This window comes from Phycisphaerae bacterium (genome assembly GCA_017999985.1).
GTDB lineage: Bacteria > Planctomycetota > Phycisphaerae > UBA1845 > Fen-1342 > JAGNKU01.
Genome location: JAGNKU010000001.1, coordinates 531,806 through 547,342, shown reverse-complemented (window position 1 = coordinate 547,342; position 15,537 = coordinate 531,806). Strand labels below are relative to the sequence as shown.

Genomic DNA, 15,537 nt, shown 5'->3' with positions numbered 1-15,537 from the left:
GCTTTCCGCGACCGTTCCCGCTCCCGACGGCCAGCACGTAACATCATATCAGGACGTTAATTACCAATGGTGCCGGGGGGCCGCGCCGGCACAATGCTTATTTGACCCTTCCTACCGCATGGGCATACCATTCGGTGCACGGGGACGTGTCCGTCCCTGGCAAGCGACGAATCCGATTGCGCCGCGACCTCAAGGATGGTCTGACAGGCGAGGAGGCGCACCGGCCGCAGGACGTTTGGCTGGAACGGTGGAAGGGTGACATACGACGCCACAATCAATCGGATCCTCCGCCGGGTCATCCCCGGCGTGCACGTCGACCGCACGGTCCTCGAGGCCCTGATTCGCGAGAAGCCGACGCCTGCGGGACTCGTGTCGCTGCTGGCCGCCCCCGACCCGAGCGCGGTGCGCGCTGCGGTGCTCTACCTGGGCATGTATGGGACCATGCGCGAGAGTGCCGTGCTGGCGCTGTGTCTGCACCACGAGGACGCGGGCGTGGTGCAGCTCGCCGAGCACTGCCTTTGGTCGCTGTGGATGCAGGCGGGGTCGGCGGACGGCAACCGGCGACTGGCGAGCGGCATCGGCTATCTGGAGACCGGGGACAGCCGGGCGGCGGTGCGGACCTTCGACGCACTCGTCGCCGCGGAGCCGGATTTCGCCGAGGCCCACTTCCAGCGCGGGCTGGCCTTGTCCATGATGGAGCGCGTGGAAGAGGCGGAGCAGGCATACCGGCAGGCGCTGCGGCTGAATCCGTACCACTTCGGTGCGGCGGCGGCTCTGGGGCATGCCTGTGTGGAGCGCGGCAACCTGCGCGGGGCGCTGCACTGCTACCGGCAGGCGCTGCGCATCCATCCGCAACTCGAGGACGTGCCGGTCGCGCTGCATGAGCTGGAGGCCGCGCTGGAGTCACGGGGCAGCCAGCACGCCTGACCCCTCCCACCGGGAATGTTGCCTGTGGACCGCATCCTGCTCTACGGCGGTTCGTTCGATCCCATCCACCACGGACATCTGATCGTCAGCCGGTTCATCGCCGAGCGGCTGCAGGTGCCGCGCGTCATCCTGATCCCCAGCGCCAGCCCGCCGCACAAGCAGCGCCGCACGCTGACGCCGCCGGCGGACCGGCTCGCGATGTGCCGGCTGGCGGTCGCGGACGATCCGCAGTTCGAGGTCAGCGACTGGGAGCTGGGGCAGCCGGGGCCGAATTACACGCTCAACACGGTCGCGCACTTCCGCGCCGCGCATGGGCCGGCGGTCGAGCTGTGCTGGCTGGTTGGCATGGACAGCCTGCTGGAGCTGGAGTCGTGGTATCACGCGACGGAGCTGGTCGACGCGTGCACCATCGTGACGGCGGCCCGTTCGGGTTACGCGCCGCCGGACGCCGCCCGCCTCGGCCGGTGCTTTTCCGTGGCGCAGTGCGAGCGGCTGCTGCAGCACGTGATCGAAAGCCCACGGATCGACGTTTCCGGCACGGACCTCCGCGCCCGCGTGCGGGCCGGCCGGAGCATCCGTCATCTCGTCCCGGAAGCGGTCCGTGGCTACATCGCGGAGCACGGGTTGTATCGGTCCGCGTAGGCGCGCCGCGCCCCGCCTTTACCGGCGCGACCTCGTGACTACAATAGCACATCCCACGTGTTTGCCAGGGCCGTGGGCCGATCTGCCGGGGCTGCGCCGGTGCCACGCCGGCGGCTGAGAGAGGACACTATGAAGATTGCGGTGCCGAAGGAAACGCGGGACGGCGAGCGGCGCGTCGCGCTGGTGCCGGAGTCCTGCAAGAAGCTCATTGGCAAGGGCCTCGAGGTCGCCGTGCAGAGCGGTGCGGGTAGCGCGTCGTTCTTCGACGATGACGCCTACCGGGCGGTGGGCGCGACGCTCGCGACCGACGCCGCTGGCCTGCTGGGCGGCGCGGATTTCGTGCTGATGGTGCAGCCGCCCACCGCGGCCGAGATTCAGCAGATGCGCGCCGGCGCCATGCTGCTCACCACGTTGCTGCCGATCAAGAACCGCGACGCGGTCCGCAGGCTGGCCGAACGCAACATCACCGCGTTCTCCACCGACTGTATCCCGCGCACCACGCGGGCGCAGTCCATGGACACGCTGTCCGCGATGTCGAACATCGCCGGCTACAAGGCCGTGCTGATCGCGGCGAACGCGCTGTGCCGGTACTTCCCGATGGCGATGACCGCCGCCGGGACGATCTTTTCGGCGAAGGTCTTCGTAATCGGCGCGGGCGTGGCCGGGTTGCAGGCGATCGCCACCGCCAAGCGCCTGGGGGCGACGGTCAGCGCGACGGACACGCGGCGGGTCGTCGCGGAGCAGATCCAGAGCCTGGGCGGCAAGTTCGTCGGCGTCGAGAGCGCCGAGGACGCGCAGACCGCCAGCGGCTACGCGAAGGAGCTCTCCGCGGAGTTCTACCGCAAGCAGGCCGAGCTCATCGCCCAGCAGTGCGCGCTCAACGACGTCGTCATCACGACCGCGCTGATCGGCGGCGTGAAGGCCCCAAAGCTCATTACCGCCGAGATGGTGCGCCGAATGCAGCCCGGCTCGGTGATCGTCGACCTGGCGGCCGAGGCGGGCGGCAACTGCGAGTTGACGCGGCCGGGGGAGACGGTGATCGAGAACGGCGTGAAGATCATCGGCCCGCTGAACCTGCCGTCCGACATGCCGAAGGACGGCAGCACGTTGTATTCGCGAAACCTGACAACGTTCATCCTGGAGTTCTGGAAAGACCAGAAATTCAACCTGGACCTGACGGACGAGATCATCGCCGGCGCGCTGGTGACGCACGCGGGCCAGGTCGTCCACACGGGGGTCAAGGCCGCCATGGAAAGCGAGGGTCGCGCGTGATCGAGCTCTTCACCAACAACTTCGTGATCTTTGTGCTGGCGATGTTCATCGGCTTCGAAGTGATCGCCAAGGTGCCGCCCATCCTGCACACGCCGCTGATGTCCGGCTCGAACGCGATCTCGGGGATCACGATCGTCGGCGCAGTCGTGATCGCCGGCCTGCACAAGGGCGCCTGGAGCGAGGTTCTCGGGTTCCTGGCGGTGACCTTCGCGATGATCAACGTGGTCGGCGGGTACAAGGTGACGGATCGCATGCTGGCCATGTTCAAGAAGAAGTAGGAGCCTGCGCATGAACGACCTATCGCATGTGAGCGGGCTTCTGGCCCAGGCCATCAGCAGCGCCCCGGCAACAGCGGCGGCCCTGACGGAGGCCGCGGAACACGCCGACAGCCTGCTCAAGCTGGGCATCAACCTCGCCTACCTCGTCTCCGCCGCCCTGTTCATCTTCGGCCTGAAGATGATGTCGCACCCGCGCTCGGCCCGCCGCGGCAACCTGCTTTCGGCTGTCGGCATGCTCATCGCCATCGTCGTGACGCTGGGTGACAAGGAGATCGTGAGCTGGTGGACGATCGGCGCCGGGCTCATCACCGGCTCGGTCATCGGCGCCGTGCTCGCGCTCCGCGTCCAGATGACCGCGATGCCGCAGATGGTGGGCATGCTGAACGGCTTCGGCGGCCTCGGCTCGGCGACCGTCGCCTTCGCCGAGTTCCTGCGCGTGTATTTCGACCCGCTCCGGGACCCGCGCCTGGACACGCTGATCACGATCGGGCTGAGTGCGCTGATCGGCATGGTGACCTTCACCGGCAGCGTGACGGCCTACGGCAAGCTGGAAGGCTGGAAGATCAAGGGCCGGTCCATCAGCAACCCGCTGCTCGTGCCGCGCCACCACCTGCTCAGCATCGTGCTGCTGCTGGTCTGCGTCGGGCTGGGCGTCCTGATGACCCGCGACTACCAGGCCGGGCTCTGGGCCATCATCGCCCTGTATCTGATTGCCGCCGTGCTTGGCGTAATGGCGGTCATCCCGATCGGCGGCGCCGACATGCCGGTCGTGATCTCGCTGCTGAACTCGTACTCCGGCCTGGCGGCGATGACCACCGGTTTCGCGCTGGACAACTACTGCCTGATCATCAGCGGGTCGCTCGTTGGCGCGTCGGGCATCATCCTGACCAAGATCATGTGCAACGCCATGAACCGCTCGCTGCTGAACGTGGTGGCCGGCGGGTTCGGGCAGGAGCTCAGCTCGGCCGGCGCCACGTCGGCCGAGGGTAAGACCGTCCGGCAGATGGACGCCGAGGAGGCGGTCATGGTGCTCGAGGCCGCCCAGAAGGTCTTCATCATCCCGGGCTATGGCATGGCCGTGGCCCAGGCCCAGCACGCCGTCGCCGAGATGGCCGCCCAGTTGGGCAAGAAAGGCGTGGAAGTCCGGTACGGCGTACATCCGGTGGCCGGCCGCATGCCGGGGCACATGAACGTGCTGCTGGCCGAAGCGAACGTGCCGTACGAGCAGCTCGCCGACCTGGAGCTGAACTCCGAGATGGACCAGTGCGACGTGGCGCTGGTCATCGGGGCCAATGACGTAGTCAACCCGGCGGCCCGCCACGACCGCGGCAGCCCGATTTTCGGCATGCCGATCTTCGACGTGGACAAGGCGAAGACCGTCATGGTCTTCAAGCGCAGCCTGAACCCGGGCTTTGCCGGGATCGAGAACGAGCTGTTCTACCTGCCCAACACGGTGATGGTCTTCGGCGACGCCAAGAAGATGGTCAGCAGCATCGTGAGTGAGCTGAAGGGGCACTGACGCGCGCGACGGTGTAGCACGATTGGGCGCAGCCAAGCCGTGGCAGGAGCACACCACTGTTGCTGTTACCCGCATCTCGACCGTCCGCTGCGAGCGTGGCTCCGAGCAGGATCAATTGGAAACTTTCCCAGCCGCGCCAGGCGCGGAGCCAGCCGACCGGACCGTCGCGTTTGCGGCCAAGGTGACCGCTGAGACGCCCAATGCCGGACCGGAAGCGCGCCACGGTTAGCCCTTCGGCGGACCGTTTCAGGTACTTGGCCATGACGCGCACCACGAGCGGATCATAGACCTCGCCCGCGGACCGGTCCGGCGCGGTCCGCCCTCGTTCCCACGTGCTCGCGTTCCCACGTTCCCACGCGGTGCTGCCTCCACCGCTTGACCCCTACCGCCGCCCACGCCACACTCGCCGCCGTGTTCGACACGACCATCCGCGACCGCTTCGACGCCATCGCCCCGCACATCGTCCCCGGGACGGCGGTCCTCGACCTCGGCTGCGTCGATGCCCGGCCCGCCCGCCGGTCCGGACACACCAGCGCCCACGCGCCCGACTTGCTTTTTCGCCGGCTGGTCGAAGTGAACCCTGATGCGGTGGGCGTGGACCACGACGCCGAGGGTGTCGCCGCCCTGCAGAGCGCCGGCTACCACGCCGTCTGCGCCAACGTCCAGACGCTCGACCTCGGCTGGCAGTTCGACACGATCGTCGCCGGCGAGCTCATCGAGCACCTGGACAACCCCGGGCTGTTCCTCACCGCGGTACGCCGCCACCTGAAGCCCGGCGGCAAGCTGATTCTGACAACGCCGAACCCGTTTTACGCACTGCAGGCGTGGCACATCTGGCGGCGCGGCCGGCCGCGCTGCAACGAGGGCCATGTGGTCTGGTTCGACCCCGTCACGCTCACCCGGCTGCTGCGTCGCTGCGGGTTCGAGCCGGTGGAGGGCTACTGGATCCAGCCGCAGCGCCGGTGGCTGAAGGCGTGGAAGCGCCTCTTCCGCCGGTACTTCAGTCATTCTTTTCTGATTGTTGCGACGGTGTGAGGCCGCGCACCAAAGCCCCGAGCGCCAGCGAGTGGGTCTGCGGATGCGCAATTCCGTGGCTGGGCGCGCCGTTTCCGCTTTGGGTTCTACGGCCCGTCGCTTCCGCTCCGGGCTCTGATTAGCGCCGCGCGACTTCGATGCTACCGGTGGGGCGGGTGCTGGTCCGGGCGGCCGGGTGGGCCGGGCGCCAGCGCGTGTTCGACCCGGCGATCCACTTCTTCCGGCGCGTGCTCGCGCTGCCGCGCCGCCCGCTCGCGCAGCGCCGCGCTCTCGGTGGTCAACTGGTGCGTGACCGCCGCCTCCAGCTTCTCGCGTGCCGCGTTGCGCTCCGCGTCGCCGGCGGCCGCGAGATACGTCGCCACCAGATCGCGCACCTTCTCCGGCTCGGTCGACAGATCAGCGCCTGCGCTGGTGAGTTGCGTGACGCGCTCCGCCACGCGCGTGGCGCGCTGCGCATCGAGATGCTCCGCCAGCGCCTCCAGCGCATCCGACTCGCGCCGCAAGTTGTCCGCGATCAAGTCGCGCAGCGCCTGCAGGTCGCGCTCATAGGTCGGCGAATCCGCCGGCGTCTTGCGCAGCGCCCGCGCGCCGCGCTCGATCTCGATCAGGTTCTCTGCGTAGGTCTGGATGATCGCCCCCAGCCGCGGATTGCGCGCCCACACCCGCCGCAGGTGCCGCAGCCGCGGCGCATGCGTCGTCATCCGCTCGGCGAAACGCTCGGGACTCCGCTCCCGCAGCGCGGTCATCGCCCGGTGCAGCCGCGGCGCATGCTCGCGGGCAAACTCGAGCAGCTCTTCCGCCTCGCCCGGTTGTAACGGACCCTCGTCCTCCGGCTCGATCCGGAAGAGCCCGCGCATCACGTGCTCCATCCGGCGGCCGCGGAAACCGCCGCGCCCGGCGTCCTGCGTCGTGGGCGGTGACCGGAAGCCCTCGCGCTTCGGCGGACCCTGCGCGCCAGCCGGCACGGCCCACCCGCCGAGCAGCAGCACCACGCCCAGCGCGCCCCAGCGGCCGAGTTGTACGCTTGCGTGCGTCACCGGCTACAGACCCTCAAAACGTTCGAACGAATCATCGAGCCCTTGCAGCAACTCGTCCAGCTCCGCGGCCGCGTCGCGCGTCGCATCGCCGCGCGCCCAGCCGCTGGTGGTCAACTGCCGCAGGCAGTAGTTGGACTCGTCCAGCGCCGCTGCCCATTCGGCCACGACGGCTTCCGGATCGGGCAGGGCCGGCCCACGGGTGGCACGCGACCACGTCGTCCAGCCGAACACCAGCGCCGCCGCCGCCGCCACACCACTGGCGACGCGCACCCAGCGCCGCAGCGGCCCGCGCCGCGCCGCGCGCAGCGCCTCCGCCCGCACGGCGGCCTGCACGCGCGCGAGACACTCCGGGCGCGGCGCCACGTCCGGCAGGCCGCGCAGGAGTCCCATCTCCCGCTCGACCGTGCGCTCCAGCCCATGCAAATCGCCGTCCATGATCATTCTTCCGCGCTCAGCTCGCGCCGGAGTCGCTGCAAGGCCCGGTGCGCGCGAGCCAAGGCCGTCCCAAGCGGGACATGCAGCAAGTCCGCGATCTCGCGAAACGACAGCTCCGAGTAGTGCCGCAACAGGATAATCTCTCGATCGGCGTCGGGCAGCCGCTGCAAACCGGCAGCCAGCCGCTCACCGGCCTCGCGTCGCTCCAGGGCCTGCGCCGGTTCGTCAGCGACGGCAGGCGCGGGGCGTGCCGACGTCGCGCCGTTAGCGTCATCATGCACGCCGCCTTCGCCGCGCCGTTGTCGCTTGCGGGCCCGGTCGCGGGCGAGGTTCGCGGCGATGCGGAAGAGCCAGGCTTCGAATTTGCCCACATGCTCATACTCCCCGATCACGCGCACGACCCGCAGGAACGTCTCCTGCAAGAGGTCTTCGGCCGCATCCCGGGAGCCCGCGAGCCGATAGACCAGCCCGAAGACACGTGGGCTGTACAACTCGACCAGCCGGCCGAGCGCGTCGGCGTCGCGCTGACGGGCGCGCCGGAGGAGCTCATCCAGGCCGGTCCGGTCCACGATGTCCTCACATCAGGCCCAACGCCTGCGGCAGCGATTGATTGCCGGGCCTCCCGCCGCGCCGCAGCCCGGCCGCGGGACGTCCGCATTATGCCGGGCCCGGCGACGGCGTACATGGGCACTGGTCACCGCGCCGCACTTGAGAATGGAAAATCAACTGAGCGTGCCGCTCCGAGTTATTCCGGCCACTCGCCCTCGGCAAGTTAGCGCAGGGCTTCGCCGGTCGTGGCCGGGCTGAGCGCCGCGTGGACCACGCCACGTTGCTGGCGGAGCGCGTCGGCCAACCGGCAAAGCTGCGCGGGTCTGCCCCGCACCATGATCATCTCGGCGCACATGTGGTGCGAAAGATGGACGTGTGTCGAGGCCAGAATCGCGTCGGCGTGATCATGCTGGATGGCGGTGAGCCGGTCGAGCAACTCACGCGCGTGGTGGTCGTAGACGAGCGTGATGGTGGCCACCACGGTTTGGCGCGTATCGGCCCACTCCTCCTCGACCAGCCGCTGGCGGACAAGATCGCGGACGAATTCCGAACGGTTGGCAACGCCGCTGTTTTGCATGAGGCGCTCCAGCCGCCGGGCGAGAGTGGGTTCGAGCGAGATGCTGATCCGGACGAGTTCAGACATGACGGTGTACTCCGGTAGCGCGGGGCCGTCGCGGCGCTCGGCGAGTGGTGTAGCTTGCCGGGGCGGCGCTGGCAAGTTCTGCGCGGCGGACCGGTTTCGGATGGACTAGACAAGGTCGGGCGGTTGTTATTACGATTCTCGGAATCGTATTACCGATGAGAGCTTCAGGCGCACAAGGAGCGGAACATGACGCGGTGGCTACGCATGACGGTGGTGGTGAGTCTGGCGCTGTCGATTCCCGGGGCCTACGGCACGGAGCCGGATTGGGCGGCCATGCCGTACACGCAGCACGCGGAGTACCAGGCGGTTAACGCGTTCGGCGAGGGCACGTTCCCTACCGTCGACCCCGTAAAGCTGCGCGGCGTCTGGGTAAATCGGGCCAGCGATCTGCTCGACCCGGCGCCGGGCGCCAATCCGTTCATCGGCGGCCAGTGGCAGGTGTACGTGCAGGCCGTGGGCGACGCCGATTTTGGGGGGACGGCGTGCTGGATGGGTCAGAACATTGGCAAGATGGTGGGCAATCACCCGGACGGCAGCTACACGGATGCGGAGTGGCTGGCCGAGCTGGAACGTCTGGAGCACGATCCCGTGACAGGGCACGCTTTCGTGCCCGGTGATCTTGTCGAGGTGCGGGCGCGAGCCCCGGGCATGTTCTATCGCGGTAAGACCAACGTGAACGAAAAGCACTTCAACGCGCCGGAGATGGACTACGATATTGTGCTGCTCGAGGCCGGGTATGGCCTGGTGCCGGCGACTATCACGCTCGCGTACGTGAAGGACACGAGCGATCAGTTCATCTTTGACCCGAGCCGGCTGTCCGGGGCGGAGTGGTTCCAGGGCACGCTGGTCGAAATCCTGAATGTTTCATTTGTGAGCACGGCGGGCTGGGGGCCCAACGCACAGCTGACGATCATGGACGACACTGGTCGCACCCTCCCCGTGCTGTTGGGCCGCGGCGCCGGATTCAGCACGTGCCCGCCGCCAGCGGGGCAGGTGGACCTGATCGGGATCTTTGACCAGGAGGCGACGGCGGGCAGCCCGTACACGTACGGCTATCGCCTGTGGATTCCGGCGGCGACAGGCTACGTGCGACCGCACGAGCTGATGCTCACGGGCGATGTGGACTGCAGCGGCGCGGTGGGGTTCGGCGACATCAACCCGTTTGTGTTGGCGCTCACCAGCCCCGAGAGCTACGGTGCGGATTTTCCCTGCTGCCCGACGAGCAATGCCGATATTGATGGTGACGGTGCGGTCAACTTCCGTGACATCAACCCGTTTGTGGGGCTACTGACGCAACCATGAGTGTCCGCCGGCGACCAGCGCAGGGCTTCACGCTGATCGAAGTGCTGGTTGTGGTCGCGATCATCGCGATGCTGCTGGCGGTGCTGCTGCCGGCGCTCGGGCAGGGGCGCCGGCACGCGCGGATTGTGCGCGTCCATGCCGAGCTGCGGCAGATCGGCGTGGCGCTCGAGGCGTACGCGCTGGGCAACCGTGATCGTCTGCCGCCGGCGCGGATGGGCTGCGGCGAGAACGTGGAACTGCAATTGCCGGAAGAATTGTCGCGCGAGCGCTGGCTGGCACCGCCGCCGAGTACGGAGCACAAGCACCAGGCGCAGTACGTCGACCTCTTCGCGCCGTGGCAGACGTACAAGTACCGGGCGCCGGGGCCGATCTGGTACAACGGGCAGTTCTACGACTTCCCGGCGACTCCCTATCAGCCGCGTGCGTGGATCTGGGTGCCGGACGATTTCCCGCGCTGCGACGCCGAGACCGGCACGCGTCATCGTGCTTTGCGCTCCGAACCACCCTGTCCGGTGCGCTATGCCATTTGGAGCGTGGGACCGGATCCAAAGGCACCAAAGTTCCCGCGCATGGAGGGGAGTGACCAGATCGACGAGAGCCGCTTTCCGCTGCGACGGTCGCTCTGGCTGCAACACGCGGGCGACACGGGCTTAATTACGCATTTCGCAACGCGCGCCGGGCACACCTACACGAGCCCGTAGCGGGCCCGCTACAGCCCGTATTCCTTGATCTTGCGATAAAGCGTGCGCGTGCCGATGTCGAGGATCTTGGCGGCCTGCTCGCGGTTGCCGTGTGTGGCCTGGAGCGTCCGCTCAATCATCATGCGCTCGACCTGGGCCATGGTCAGGCCGACCATGCCGGACGCGGAGGCCGGGACGATCTCGCGCGAGCCGCGGATCCGCTCGGGCAGGTCGTCGGCTTCGAGCTGCCGGTTCTCCGCCTCGACCACGATAGCCTCGATCACGTTGGCCAGCTCGCGGACATTGCCGGGCCAGTAGTACTTCGTGAGATAGCCCATCGCCTCGCTCGAGATGCCGGTGCACGTCGCGCCGTGGGCCTTGTTCGCCCGCTGGCGCAGGTAGTCGGCGAGGATGGGGATGTCGTCGCGGCGTTCGCGCAGCGGCGGCACTTCGATTACCCACTGATTCAGCCGGTAGTACAGATCCTCGCGGAACTTGTTGTCCTCAACGTATTTCTGCAAATCGACGTTCGTCGCCGCGATCACGCGCACATCCACCCGTCGCACGTCCGTCGACCCGACCGGCGTAATCTCGCGCCGCTCCAGGGCCCGCAGGAACTTGGCCTGCATCGCCGGCGGCATGTCGCCGATCTCGTCCAGGAACAGCGTCCCGCCATCCGCGGCCACGAAGTAGCCCTTGCGATCACTGACCGCGCCGGTGAAGGCCCCGCGCACGTGGCCGAAGAGCTCGCTCTCCAACAGGTTCTCGTTCAGGCCGGCACAGTTGACGGACTTCATCGGCCGCGCCGCGCGGTCCGACTGCCGATGAATCGCCTCCGCAATCAGATCCTTGCCGGTACCGGTCTCACCGAGGATCAGCACGGTCAACTTGTTGCGGGCGGCTTTCTTGATCCGCTCGACGATCCGCCGCATTGCGGGCGACACCCCGACGATGCCCTCGAACGCCTCGGCCTGCTGGTCGGCGATCGAGTCCTTCAGCAGGCGGTCCTCGCGGCGGGCCACGGCGCGGCGCGCCGCGGTGCTGACGGTCTGGGCCAGCGTGTCGACATCGGCGGTGTCGGCGATGCTGGCGAGGTGAATGTGCCGCACCTGGGGCAGTTCGGCGGTGCCGCGTACCAGGAGGGCCGCGTCGCGGGACACGCCGTCGAGCAACTCGGCCAGCGGGGCCAGCGTCGGGGCGCCGCCGACCTGCGGGTGCGTCAGCACGACGTCCGGCGGACGGGCGCGGATCGAGTCCAGCGCTTCGCGCAGGGCCTGGACGACGCTGCACACGTGGCCGAATTTCTCGCGCAGCACCTCGCGCAGACGCTGCCCACGGGCCTCGTCGTCCGTCAGGACCAGGATGAACGCCGTCTGCGGCATGCGTTCCGTACCAGAGCCTCGCCGGGTCGCACACCCGGCAGAGCAGGGATTGTACCGTAAATAACGCCGGTGGCCGGTTGGCTCAAGGCCCTCCCGGTGGGGCCAGCTCCGCCGCGGCCGCCCGCGCGCGGCGGTGGCCGACGACCAGGGAGAGCACGACGCCGGCAAGGATCAGCGGCCCACCGACGAGCGTGGCCGCCGGGGGGATTTCGCCGACCGCGAAGAACGTCCAGATCGGGTTGAGGACGACTTCGAGCAGGAGCAGGAGGGCGGCCCGGTGCGCGTCCACGCGCTGCAGCGCCCACGAGAACATCAGGTACGGCAGCGTGAACTGGACCAGCGCGAGCAGCAACAGGACGGACAACTGGTACGCGTTAAGCCGGTACGCGCCGCTCAGCAGCACCGGCGTCAGCAGCAGCAGCCCGGAGCCCAGCGCGTTCGCCGCGGCGACGACGGCCGGGCTGACCGGTCGCAGCTTGCGGAGCAGGACAGTCAGCGTGCCGTAGCCCCAGCCGCTGAGCAGCGCCCAGCCGAGGCCGGGCAGATCGCGCGGCGGATTGCCGGCCAGGATCACGCCGACGCCGGCCATCGCGACCAGCAGCACGGCGCCCTCGGCGCGGCTGGATCGTTCGCGCAGGATGAGCGGCGCCAAGAGGAACACCCAGATCGGCGAGGTGTACTGCAGCACGATGGCGTTCGTCGCGGCGGTTTTCGTGTTCGCGATGACGAACGAGGCGGTCATGATCGTGAATGTCAGCATGGTCACGACGGGCCAGGCGGGGCGCACCTGGCGGACGGTGGCGCGGCGCGGCCAAGCGAAGGGCAGGAACACGAGGCCGCCGATCAGCGAACGGCCGCAGGCGATCGTCAGTGCCGGCACTGCGGCCTTGTCCAACAGCTTGATCAGCGGGCCGTTGAGGCTCCACAGCGTGGCACAGAGAATCAGCACGACCACGCCGGGCCACTGGTGATCTGTGCGGGGGGGCGCGAGTGCGGACATCGTGGCTTTATACCCGGCCGGACACGCCGGCGTCAGTCGCCGATTTCCCGGCGATGGCGGAAGAAATCGCGCAGCAGCTCGGCCGCCGGCTCGGTCAGCACGCCGCCGATGGTCTCGACTTGGTGGTTGAGACGCGGGTCACGGACGATGTCAAACACCGAGCCGCACGCGCCGGCCTTGGGGTCGGTGGCGCCGTAGACCAGCCGTTGCAGCCGGGCCAGGACGAGGGCGCCGGCGCACATGGCACAGGGCTCCAGCGTGACATACAGCGTGCAGTCATCCAGCCGCCACTGGCCGAGGTATTCGGCTGCTGCCGTGATTGCCAGCATTTCGGCGTGGGCGGTGGGGTCCCGCAGCTTCTCGCGCTGGTTGTAGCCGCGGCCGATGATGTGGTCTTCGTGGACGACGAGGGCGCCGATGGGGACGTCCTCGCTGTCGAGGGCTTTGCGGGCCAGCTCCACCGCCTGCTGCATGTAGCGCCGGTCGATTTCGTCCTGGTGCAGTCCAAGCATGGGTTCACCGATTGGGCGCTGCGGCGCCGGGGCGTATTATGCGCGCTGCGGCGGCAACGTGCGCGGGTTCGCCGGCCAGCCGCGGCGGAGTGCGGACATGTCCCTGGCAGAGTTGAGCATCGACGAGTTCCTGGAGCAGCTAGCGTCGCGCACGCCGACGCCCGGGGGCGGCAGCGTCGCGGCCCTGACCGGTGCGCTGGCGGCGGGCTTGGGGCAGATGGTGGCGGCGTACACGCTCGGTCGACCGAAGTTCGCGGCCGTCGCGCCGCAGGTGCAGAACCTCGCCGAGCGCCTGCACCGCGCGCGCCAGCACCTCCGGCAGCTCATGGACGAGGATGCGACGGCGTATGGCGTGCTGAACGCGGCGCTGGCTCTGGACAAGTCCGACCCGCAGCGGGCGGCGCGCGTGCAGGAGGCGGCGTGGGTGGCCGGGGCGGTGCCGCTGGAGACGGCGGGATTCTGCGCCAAGGTCGCGGACGCGGTGCAGGCGCTGCAGGAAGTCGGCAACCCGTTGTTGCGGGCGGACATGGAAGCAGCCCGGCACCTCGCGCGGGCCGGGCTTCGCGCCGCGGCGGCGAACGTACGGACGAACCTGCCATTGATGTCGCCCGAGTCAGCGAAAGCGGTGGAACAGCAACTGACGCCGCTGCTGGCGGCCGATCACACGGACTGACCCCCGGCTACTCCAGCTCGGCCTTGCGGGCTGGAGAATGGCCCGTTCCCGTCCCGGCGCGGGTGTCATGCGCCGGACTCGGTGGAATACCCCTCGACTGCTGGCGGACAAAACCCGCCGGCCGGACCGCTTACGCCGTCGCGTTGGGGCGGTGGCGCGAGAGCCAGCGCGTGTAGAACGTCTGGAAGGCGACGTAGAAGTAGCCGACGATGAAGATCAGCAGGAACGGCAGGGCCATCGAGACGCGCTCGAACCAGCGGTCGAAGAACAGCAGCGCCACGGCACAGCCCGTCAGATACAGCGCCATGATCAGTTCGAGCCAGGCCTGCCAGTTTTTCTTGAGTTGAAACGCCCCCAGCCGCGTCCGCCAGTCGCCGCTCACCTGGGCCGCGTCGCCGAACTTCGGCGTCCGGACGAACTCCCCGGTCTGCCCGAAGAACCCGTCCAGCGCCGCGATCGCGTTGTTGAACGCGATGCCGATGCCCACGGCCATCAGCGTCGGCACGTGGCGCAGCCCGTACCACCAGCCGCGGAGCAGCTGCTGCTGACTGACGATATAGAACGCCGTCGTCGAGCCGAAGCCGATGATGAACAGCAGGAACTCGAACCAGTACACCCACGAAGCCTGCGGCTTGGTGAGCGTCAGCTTGGCGACCAGCGCCGGTCCGACCAGCAGGCTCAGGATCACCACCAGCACGTAGACCGCCCCGCTGGTCAGATGGAAGAAAGCCTCCAGCTTCACCTTCCAACTGACGTCGCTCCGCAGCACCCGCGGCAGCACCTTCAGACAGGTCTGGGCTCCACCCTTCGTCCAGCGGTGTTGCTGCGCTTTGAACGCGTTCATCTCCGGCGGCAGCTCGGCCGGCGAAGTCAGGTTTGGCAGGAACACGAACCGCCAGCCCTTGAGCTGTGCCCGGTAGGAGAGGTCGAGGTCCTCGGTCAGCGTGTCGTGCTGCCAGCCGCCGGCATCGGTGATCGCGGCCTTCCGCCAGACGCCCGCCGTGCCGTTGAAACTCATGAACCGGCCGGTGCGGTTGCGCGCGGTGTGCTCGATGACGAAGTGGCCGTCGAGCAGGATGGCCTGGGCCTGGGTGAGCAGCGACAGGTCGCGGTTCAGGTGTTCCCAGCGCGACTGGACCATGCCGACGCGCTCATCCGTGAAGTAATGGATCGTCTCCAGCAGGATGTTCGGCGGCGGCAGGAAGTCGGCGTCAAAGATGGCGATGAAGTCGCCGGTGGCCTCGCGCGTTGCCTCCTCGAGGGCGCCGGCCTTGAAACCGACGCGGTTCGTCCGATGCCGATAGACGATGTTGTGTCCCGCGGCGCGCATCCGCGTGACCATTTCCTGCGCGATCTGCTGCGTGTCGTCGGTGGAATCGTCGAGGACCTGGATCTGTAACCGGTCCCGGGGATAGTCGATCTGGCACGTCCGCTCAATGATCCGCTGCGCGACGTACTGCTCGTTGTACATCGGCAGTTGGACCGTGACCCGCGGCAGCTCCGCGAACTTCGACCGCGGCTGCGGCACCCGCCGACGGGCGGCGTAGTACAACAGGACCAGGAAGTAGCGGTGAGCTCCGTAGATGCAGATGAGCGTCAGAACCGCGAGGTACGCGAAGATGGCCGCTCGTGCTAATGTTTGCGTGTCCAT

General features: G+C 68.3%; 17 protein-coding genes. 9 read left to right on the top strand and 8 right to left on the bottom strand.

The genetic code is table 11. The features are described 5' to 3' along the window. The first annotated feature begins 255 nt into the window (after positions 1-255). From KA383_02170 to KA383_02145, 6 genes are all read left to right on the top strand, one after another. Complete coding sequence (locus KA383_02170; protein MBP7744907.1) at positions 256-927, top strand: tetratricopeptide repeat protein; 672 nt, start codon at positions 256-258, stop codon at positions 925-927. A gap of 24 nt (positions 928-951) precedes the next feature. After that, positions 952-1,569 carry a nicotinate (nicotinamide) nucleotide adenylyltransferase gene (gene nadD / locus KA383_02165; protein ID MBP7744906.1) on the top strand — a complete coding sequence of 206 codons (618 nt, stop codon included), beginning with the start codon at positions 952-954 and terminating at the stop codon, positions 1,567-1,569. 129 nt (positions 1,570-1,698) lie between these two features. After that, complete coding sequence (locus KA383_02160; GenBank protein ID MBP7744905.1) at positions 1,699-2,841, top strand: Re/Si-specific NAD(P)(+) transhydrogenase subunit alpha; 1,143 nt, start codon at positions 1,699-1,701, stop codon at positions 2,839-2,841. A gap of 41 nt (positions 2,842-2,882) precedes the next feature. Continuing rightward, on the top strand, positions 2,883-3,119 hold the full coding sequence (locus KA383_02155) for an NAD(P) transhydrogenase subunit alpha (protein MBP7744904.1): 237 nt from the start codon (positions 2,883-2,885) through the stop codon (positions 3,117-3,119). A gap of 10 nt (positions 3,120-3,129) precedes the next feature. After that, entirely contained in the window at positions 3,130-4,638 is a 1,509-nt protein-coding gene (locus KA383_02150) for an NAD(P)(+) transhydrogenase (Re/Si-specific) subunit beta (GenBank protein ID MBP7744903.1), read from the top strand. A gap of 375 nt (positions 4,639-5,013) precedes the next feature. Then, on the top strand, positions 5,014-5,673 hold the full coding sequence (locus tag KA383_02145) for a class I SAM-dependent methyltransferase (GenBank protein MBP7744902.1): 660 nt from the start codon (positions 5,014-5,016) through the stop codon (positions 5,671-5,673). Between the two features lie 140 nt (positions 5,674-5,813). Here KA383_02145 and KA383_02140 read toward each other — a convergent pair whose 3' ends face one another. The 4 genes from KA383_02140 to nikR form a co-directional block, all read right to left on the bottom strand. Next, a complete protein-coding gene (locus KA383_02140; protein ID MBP7744901.1) occupies positions 5,814-6,710 on the bottom strand; it encodes a hypothetical protein in 897 nt (298 codons plus the stop codon). Positions 6,711-6,713: 3 nt separating this feature from the next. Next, positions 6,714-7,145 (bottom strand): hypothetical protein, encoded by a 432-nt coding sequence (locus KA383_02135; protein ID MBP7744900.1) that lies wholly within the window; start codon positions 7,143-7,145, stop codon positions 6,714-6,716. Positions 7,146-7,147: 2 nt separating this feature from the next. After that, a complete protein-coding gene (locus tag KA383_02130) occupies positions 7,148-7,714 on the bottom strand; it encodes a sigma-70 family RNA polymerase sigma factor (protein ID MBP7744899.1) in 567 nt (188 codons plus the stop codon). 203 nt (positions 7,715-7,917) lie between these two features. Further along, positions 7,918-8,337 carry a nickel-responsive transcriptional regulator NikR gene (nikR, locus tag KA383_02125; protein ID MBP7744898.1) on the bottom strand — a complete coding sequence of 140 codons (420 nt, stop codon included), beginning with the start codon at positions 8,335-8,337 and terminating at the stop codon, positions 7,918-7,920. A 186-nt stretch (positions 8,338-8,523) separates the two neighbouring features. On the opposite strand from nikR, the gene KA383_02120 reads away from it, so the two are divergent. Further along, on the top strand, positions 8,524-9,639 hold the full coding sequence (locus KA383_02120; protein MBP7744897.1) for a hypothetical protein: 1,116 nt from the start codon (positions 8,524-8,526) through the stop codon (positions 9,637-9,639). Continuing rightward, positions 9,636-10,340, top strand: coding sequence for a type II secretion system protein (locus KA383_02115; protein ID MBP7744896.1), 705 nt, complete (start codon positions 9,636-9,638; stop codon positions 10,338-10,340). Before KA383_02120 ends, KA383_02115 begins: the two co-directional genes overlap by 4 nt. An 8-nt stretch (positions 10,341-10,348) precedes the next feature. Here the strand turns inward: KA383_02115 and KA383_02110 are convergent, their stop codons facing one another. From KA383_02110 to tadA, 3 genes are all read right to left on the bottom strand, one after another. Then, the gene (locus KA383_02110) at positions 10,349-11,701 is read right to left on the bottom strand and encodes a sigma-54-dependent Fis family transcriptional regulator (GenBank protein ID MBP7744895.1); all 1,353 of its coding nucleotides are present in this window, start codon (positions 11,699-11,701) and stop codon (positions 10,349-10,351) included. 82 nt (positions 11,702-11,783) lie between these two features. Continuing rightward, positions 11,784-12,701, bottom strand: a complete 918-nt coding sequence (locus tag KA383_02105; GenBank protein MBP7744894.1) for a DMT family transporter — start codon at positions 12,699-12,701, stop codon at positions 11,784-11,786. A gap of 32 nt (positions 12,702-12,733) precedes the next feature. Continuing rightward, positions 12,734-13,213, bottom strand: a complete 480-nt coding sequence (gene tadA, locus KA383_02100) for a tRNA adenosine(34) deaminase TadA (protein ID MBP7744893.1) — start codon at positions 13,211-13,213, stop codon at positions 12,734-12,736. Here tadA and KA383_02095 point away from each other — a divergent pair. Continuing rightward, positions 13,212-13,886 carry a cyclodeaminase/cyclohydrolase family protein gene (locus tag KA383_02095; protein ID MBP7744892.1) on the top strand — a complete coding sequence of 225 codons (675 nt, stop codon included), beginning with the start codon at positions 13,212-13,214 and terminating at the stop codon, positions 13,884-13,886. The two genes, tadA and KA383_02095, sit on opposite strands and share 2 nt — an antisense overlap. 130 nt (positions 13,887-14,016) lie before the next feature. Here the strand turns inward: KA383_02095 and KA383_02090 are convergent, their stop codons facing one another. Further along, a complete protein-coding gene (locus KA383_02090) occupies positions 14,017-15,537 on the bottom strand; it encodes a glycosyltransferase family 2 protein (GenBank protein MBP7744891.1) in 1,521 nt (506 codons plus the stop codon).

What these genes read in the sequence shown, in the direction of transcription:
- KA383_02160 (MBP7744905.1), top strand. Translation starts at nt 1,699, where the DNA reads ATGAAGATTGCGGTGCCGAAGGAAACGCGGGACGGCGAGCGGCGCGTC.
- KA383_02155 (MBP7744904.1), top strand. Translation starts at nt 2,883, where the DNA reads ATGTTCATCGGCTTCGAAGTGATCGCCAAGGTGCCGCCCATCCTGCAC.
- KA383_02150 (MBP7744903.1), top strand. Translation starts at nt 3,130, where the DNA reads ATGAACGACCTATCGCATGTGAGCGGGCTTCTGGCCCAGGCCATCAGC.
- KA383_02135 (MBP7744900.1), bottom strand. Translation starts at nt 7,145, where the DNA reads ATGGACGGCGATTTGCATGGGCTGGAGCGCACGGTCGAGCGGGAGATG.
- nikR (MBP7744898.1), bottom strand. Translation starts at nt 8,337, where the DNA reads ATGTCTGAACTCGTCCGGATCAGCATCTCGCTCGAACCCACTCTCGCC.
- KA383_02120 (MBP7744897.1), top strand. Translation starts at nt 8,524, where the DNA reads ATGACGCGGTGGCTACGCATGACGGTGGTGGTGAGTCTGGCGCTGTCG.
- KA383_02115 (MBP7744896.1), top strand. Translation starts at nt 9,636, where the DNA reads ATGAGTGTCCGCCGGCGACCAGCGCAGGGCTTCACGCTGATCGAAGTG.
- KA383_02110 (MBP7744895.1), bottom strand. Translation starts at nt 11,701, where the DNA reads ATGCCGCAGACGGCGTTCATCCTGGTCCTGACGGACGACGAGGCCCGT.
- KA383_02105 (MBP7744894.1), bottom strand. Translation starts at nt 12,701, where the DNA reads ATGTCCGCACTCGCGCCCCCCCGCACAGATCACCAGTGGCCCGGCGTG.
- KA383_02095 (MBP7744892.1), top strand. Translation starts at nt 13,212, where the DNA reads ATGGGTTCACCGATTGGGCGCTGCGGCGCCGGGGCGTATTATGCGCGC.
- tadA (MBP7744893.1), bottom strand. Translation starts at nt 13,213, where the DNA reads ATGCTTGGACTGCACCAGGACGAAATCGACCGGCGCTACATGCAGCAG.
- KA383_02090 (MBP7744891.1), bottom strand. Translation starts at nt 15,537, where the DNA reads ATGGACACGCAAACATTAGCACGAGCGGCCATCTTCGCGTACCTCGCG.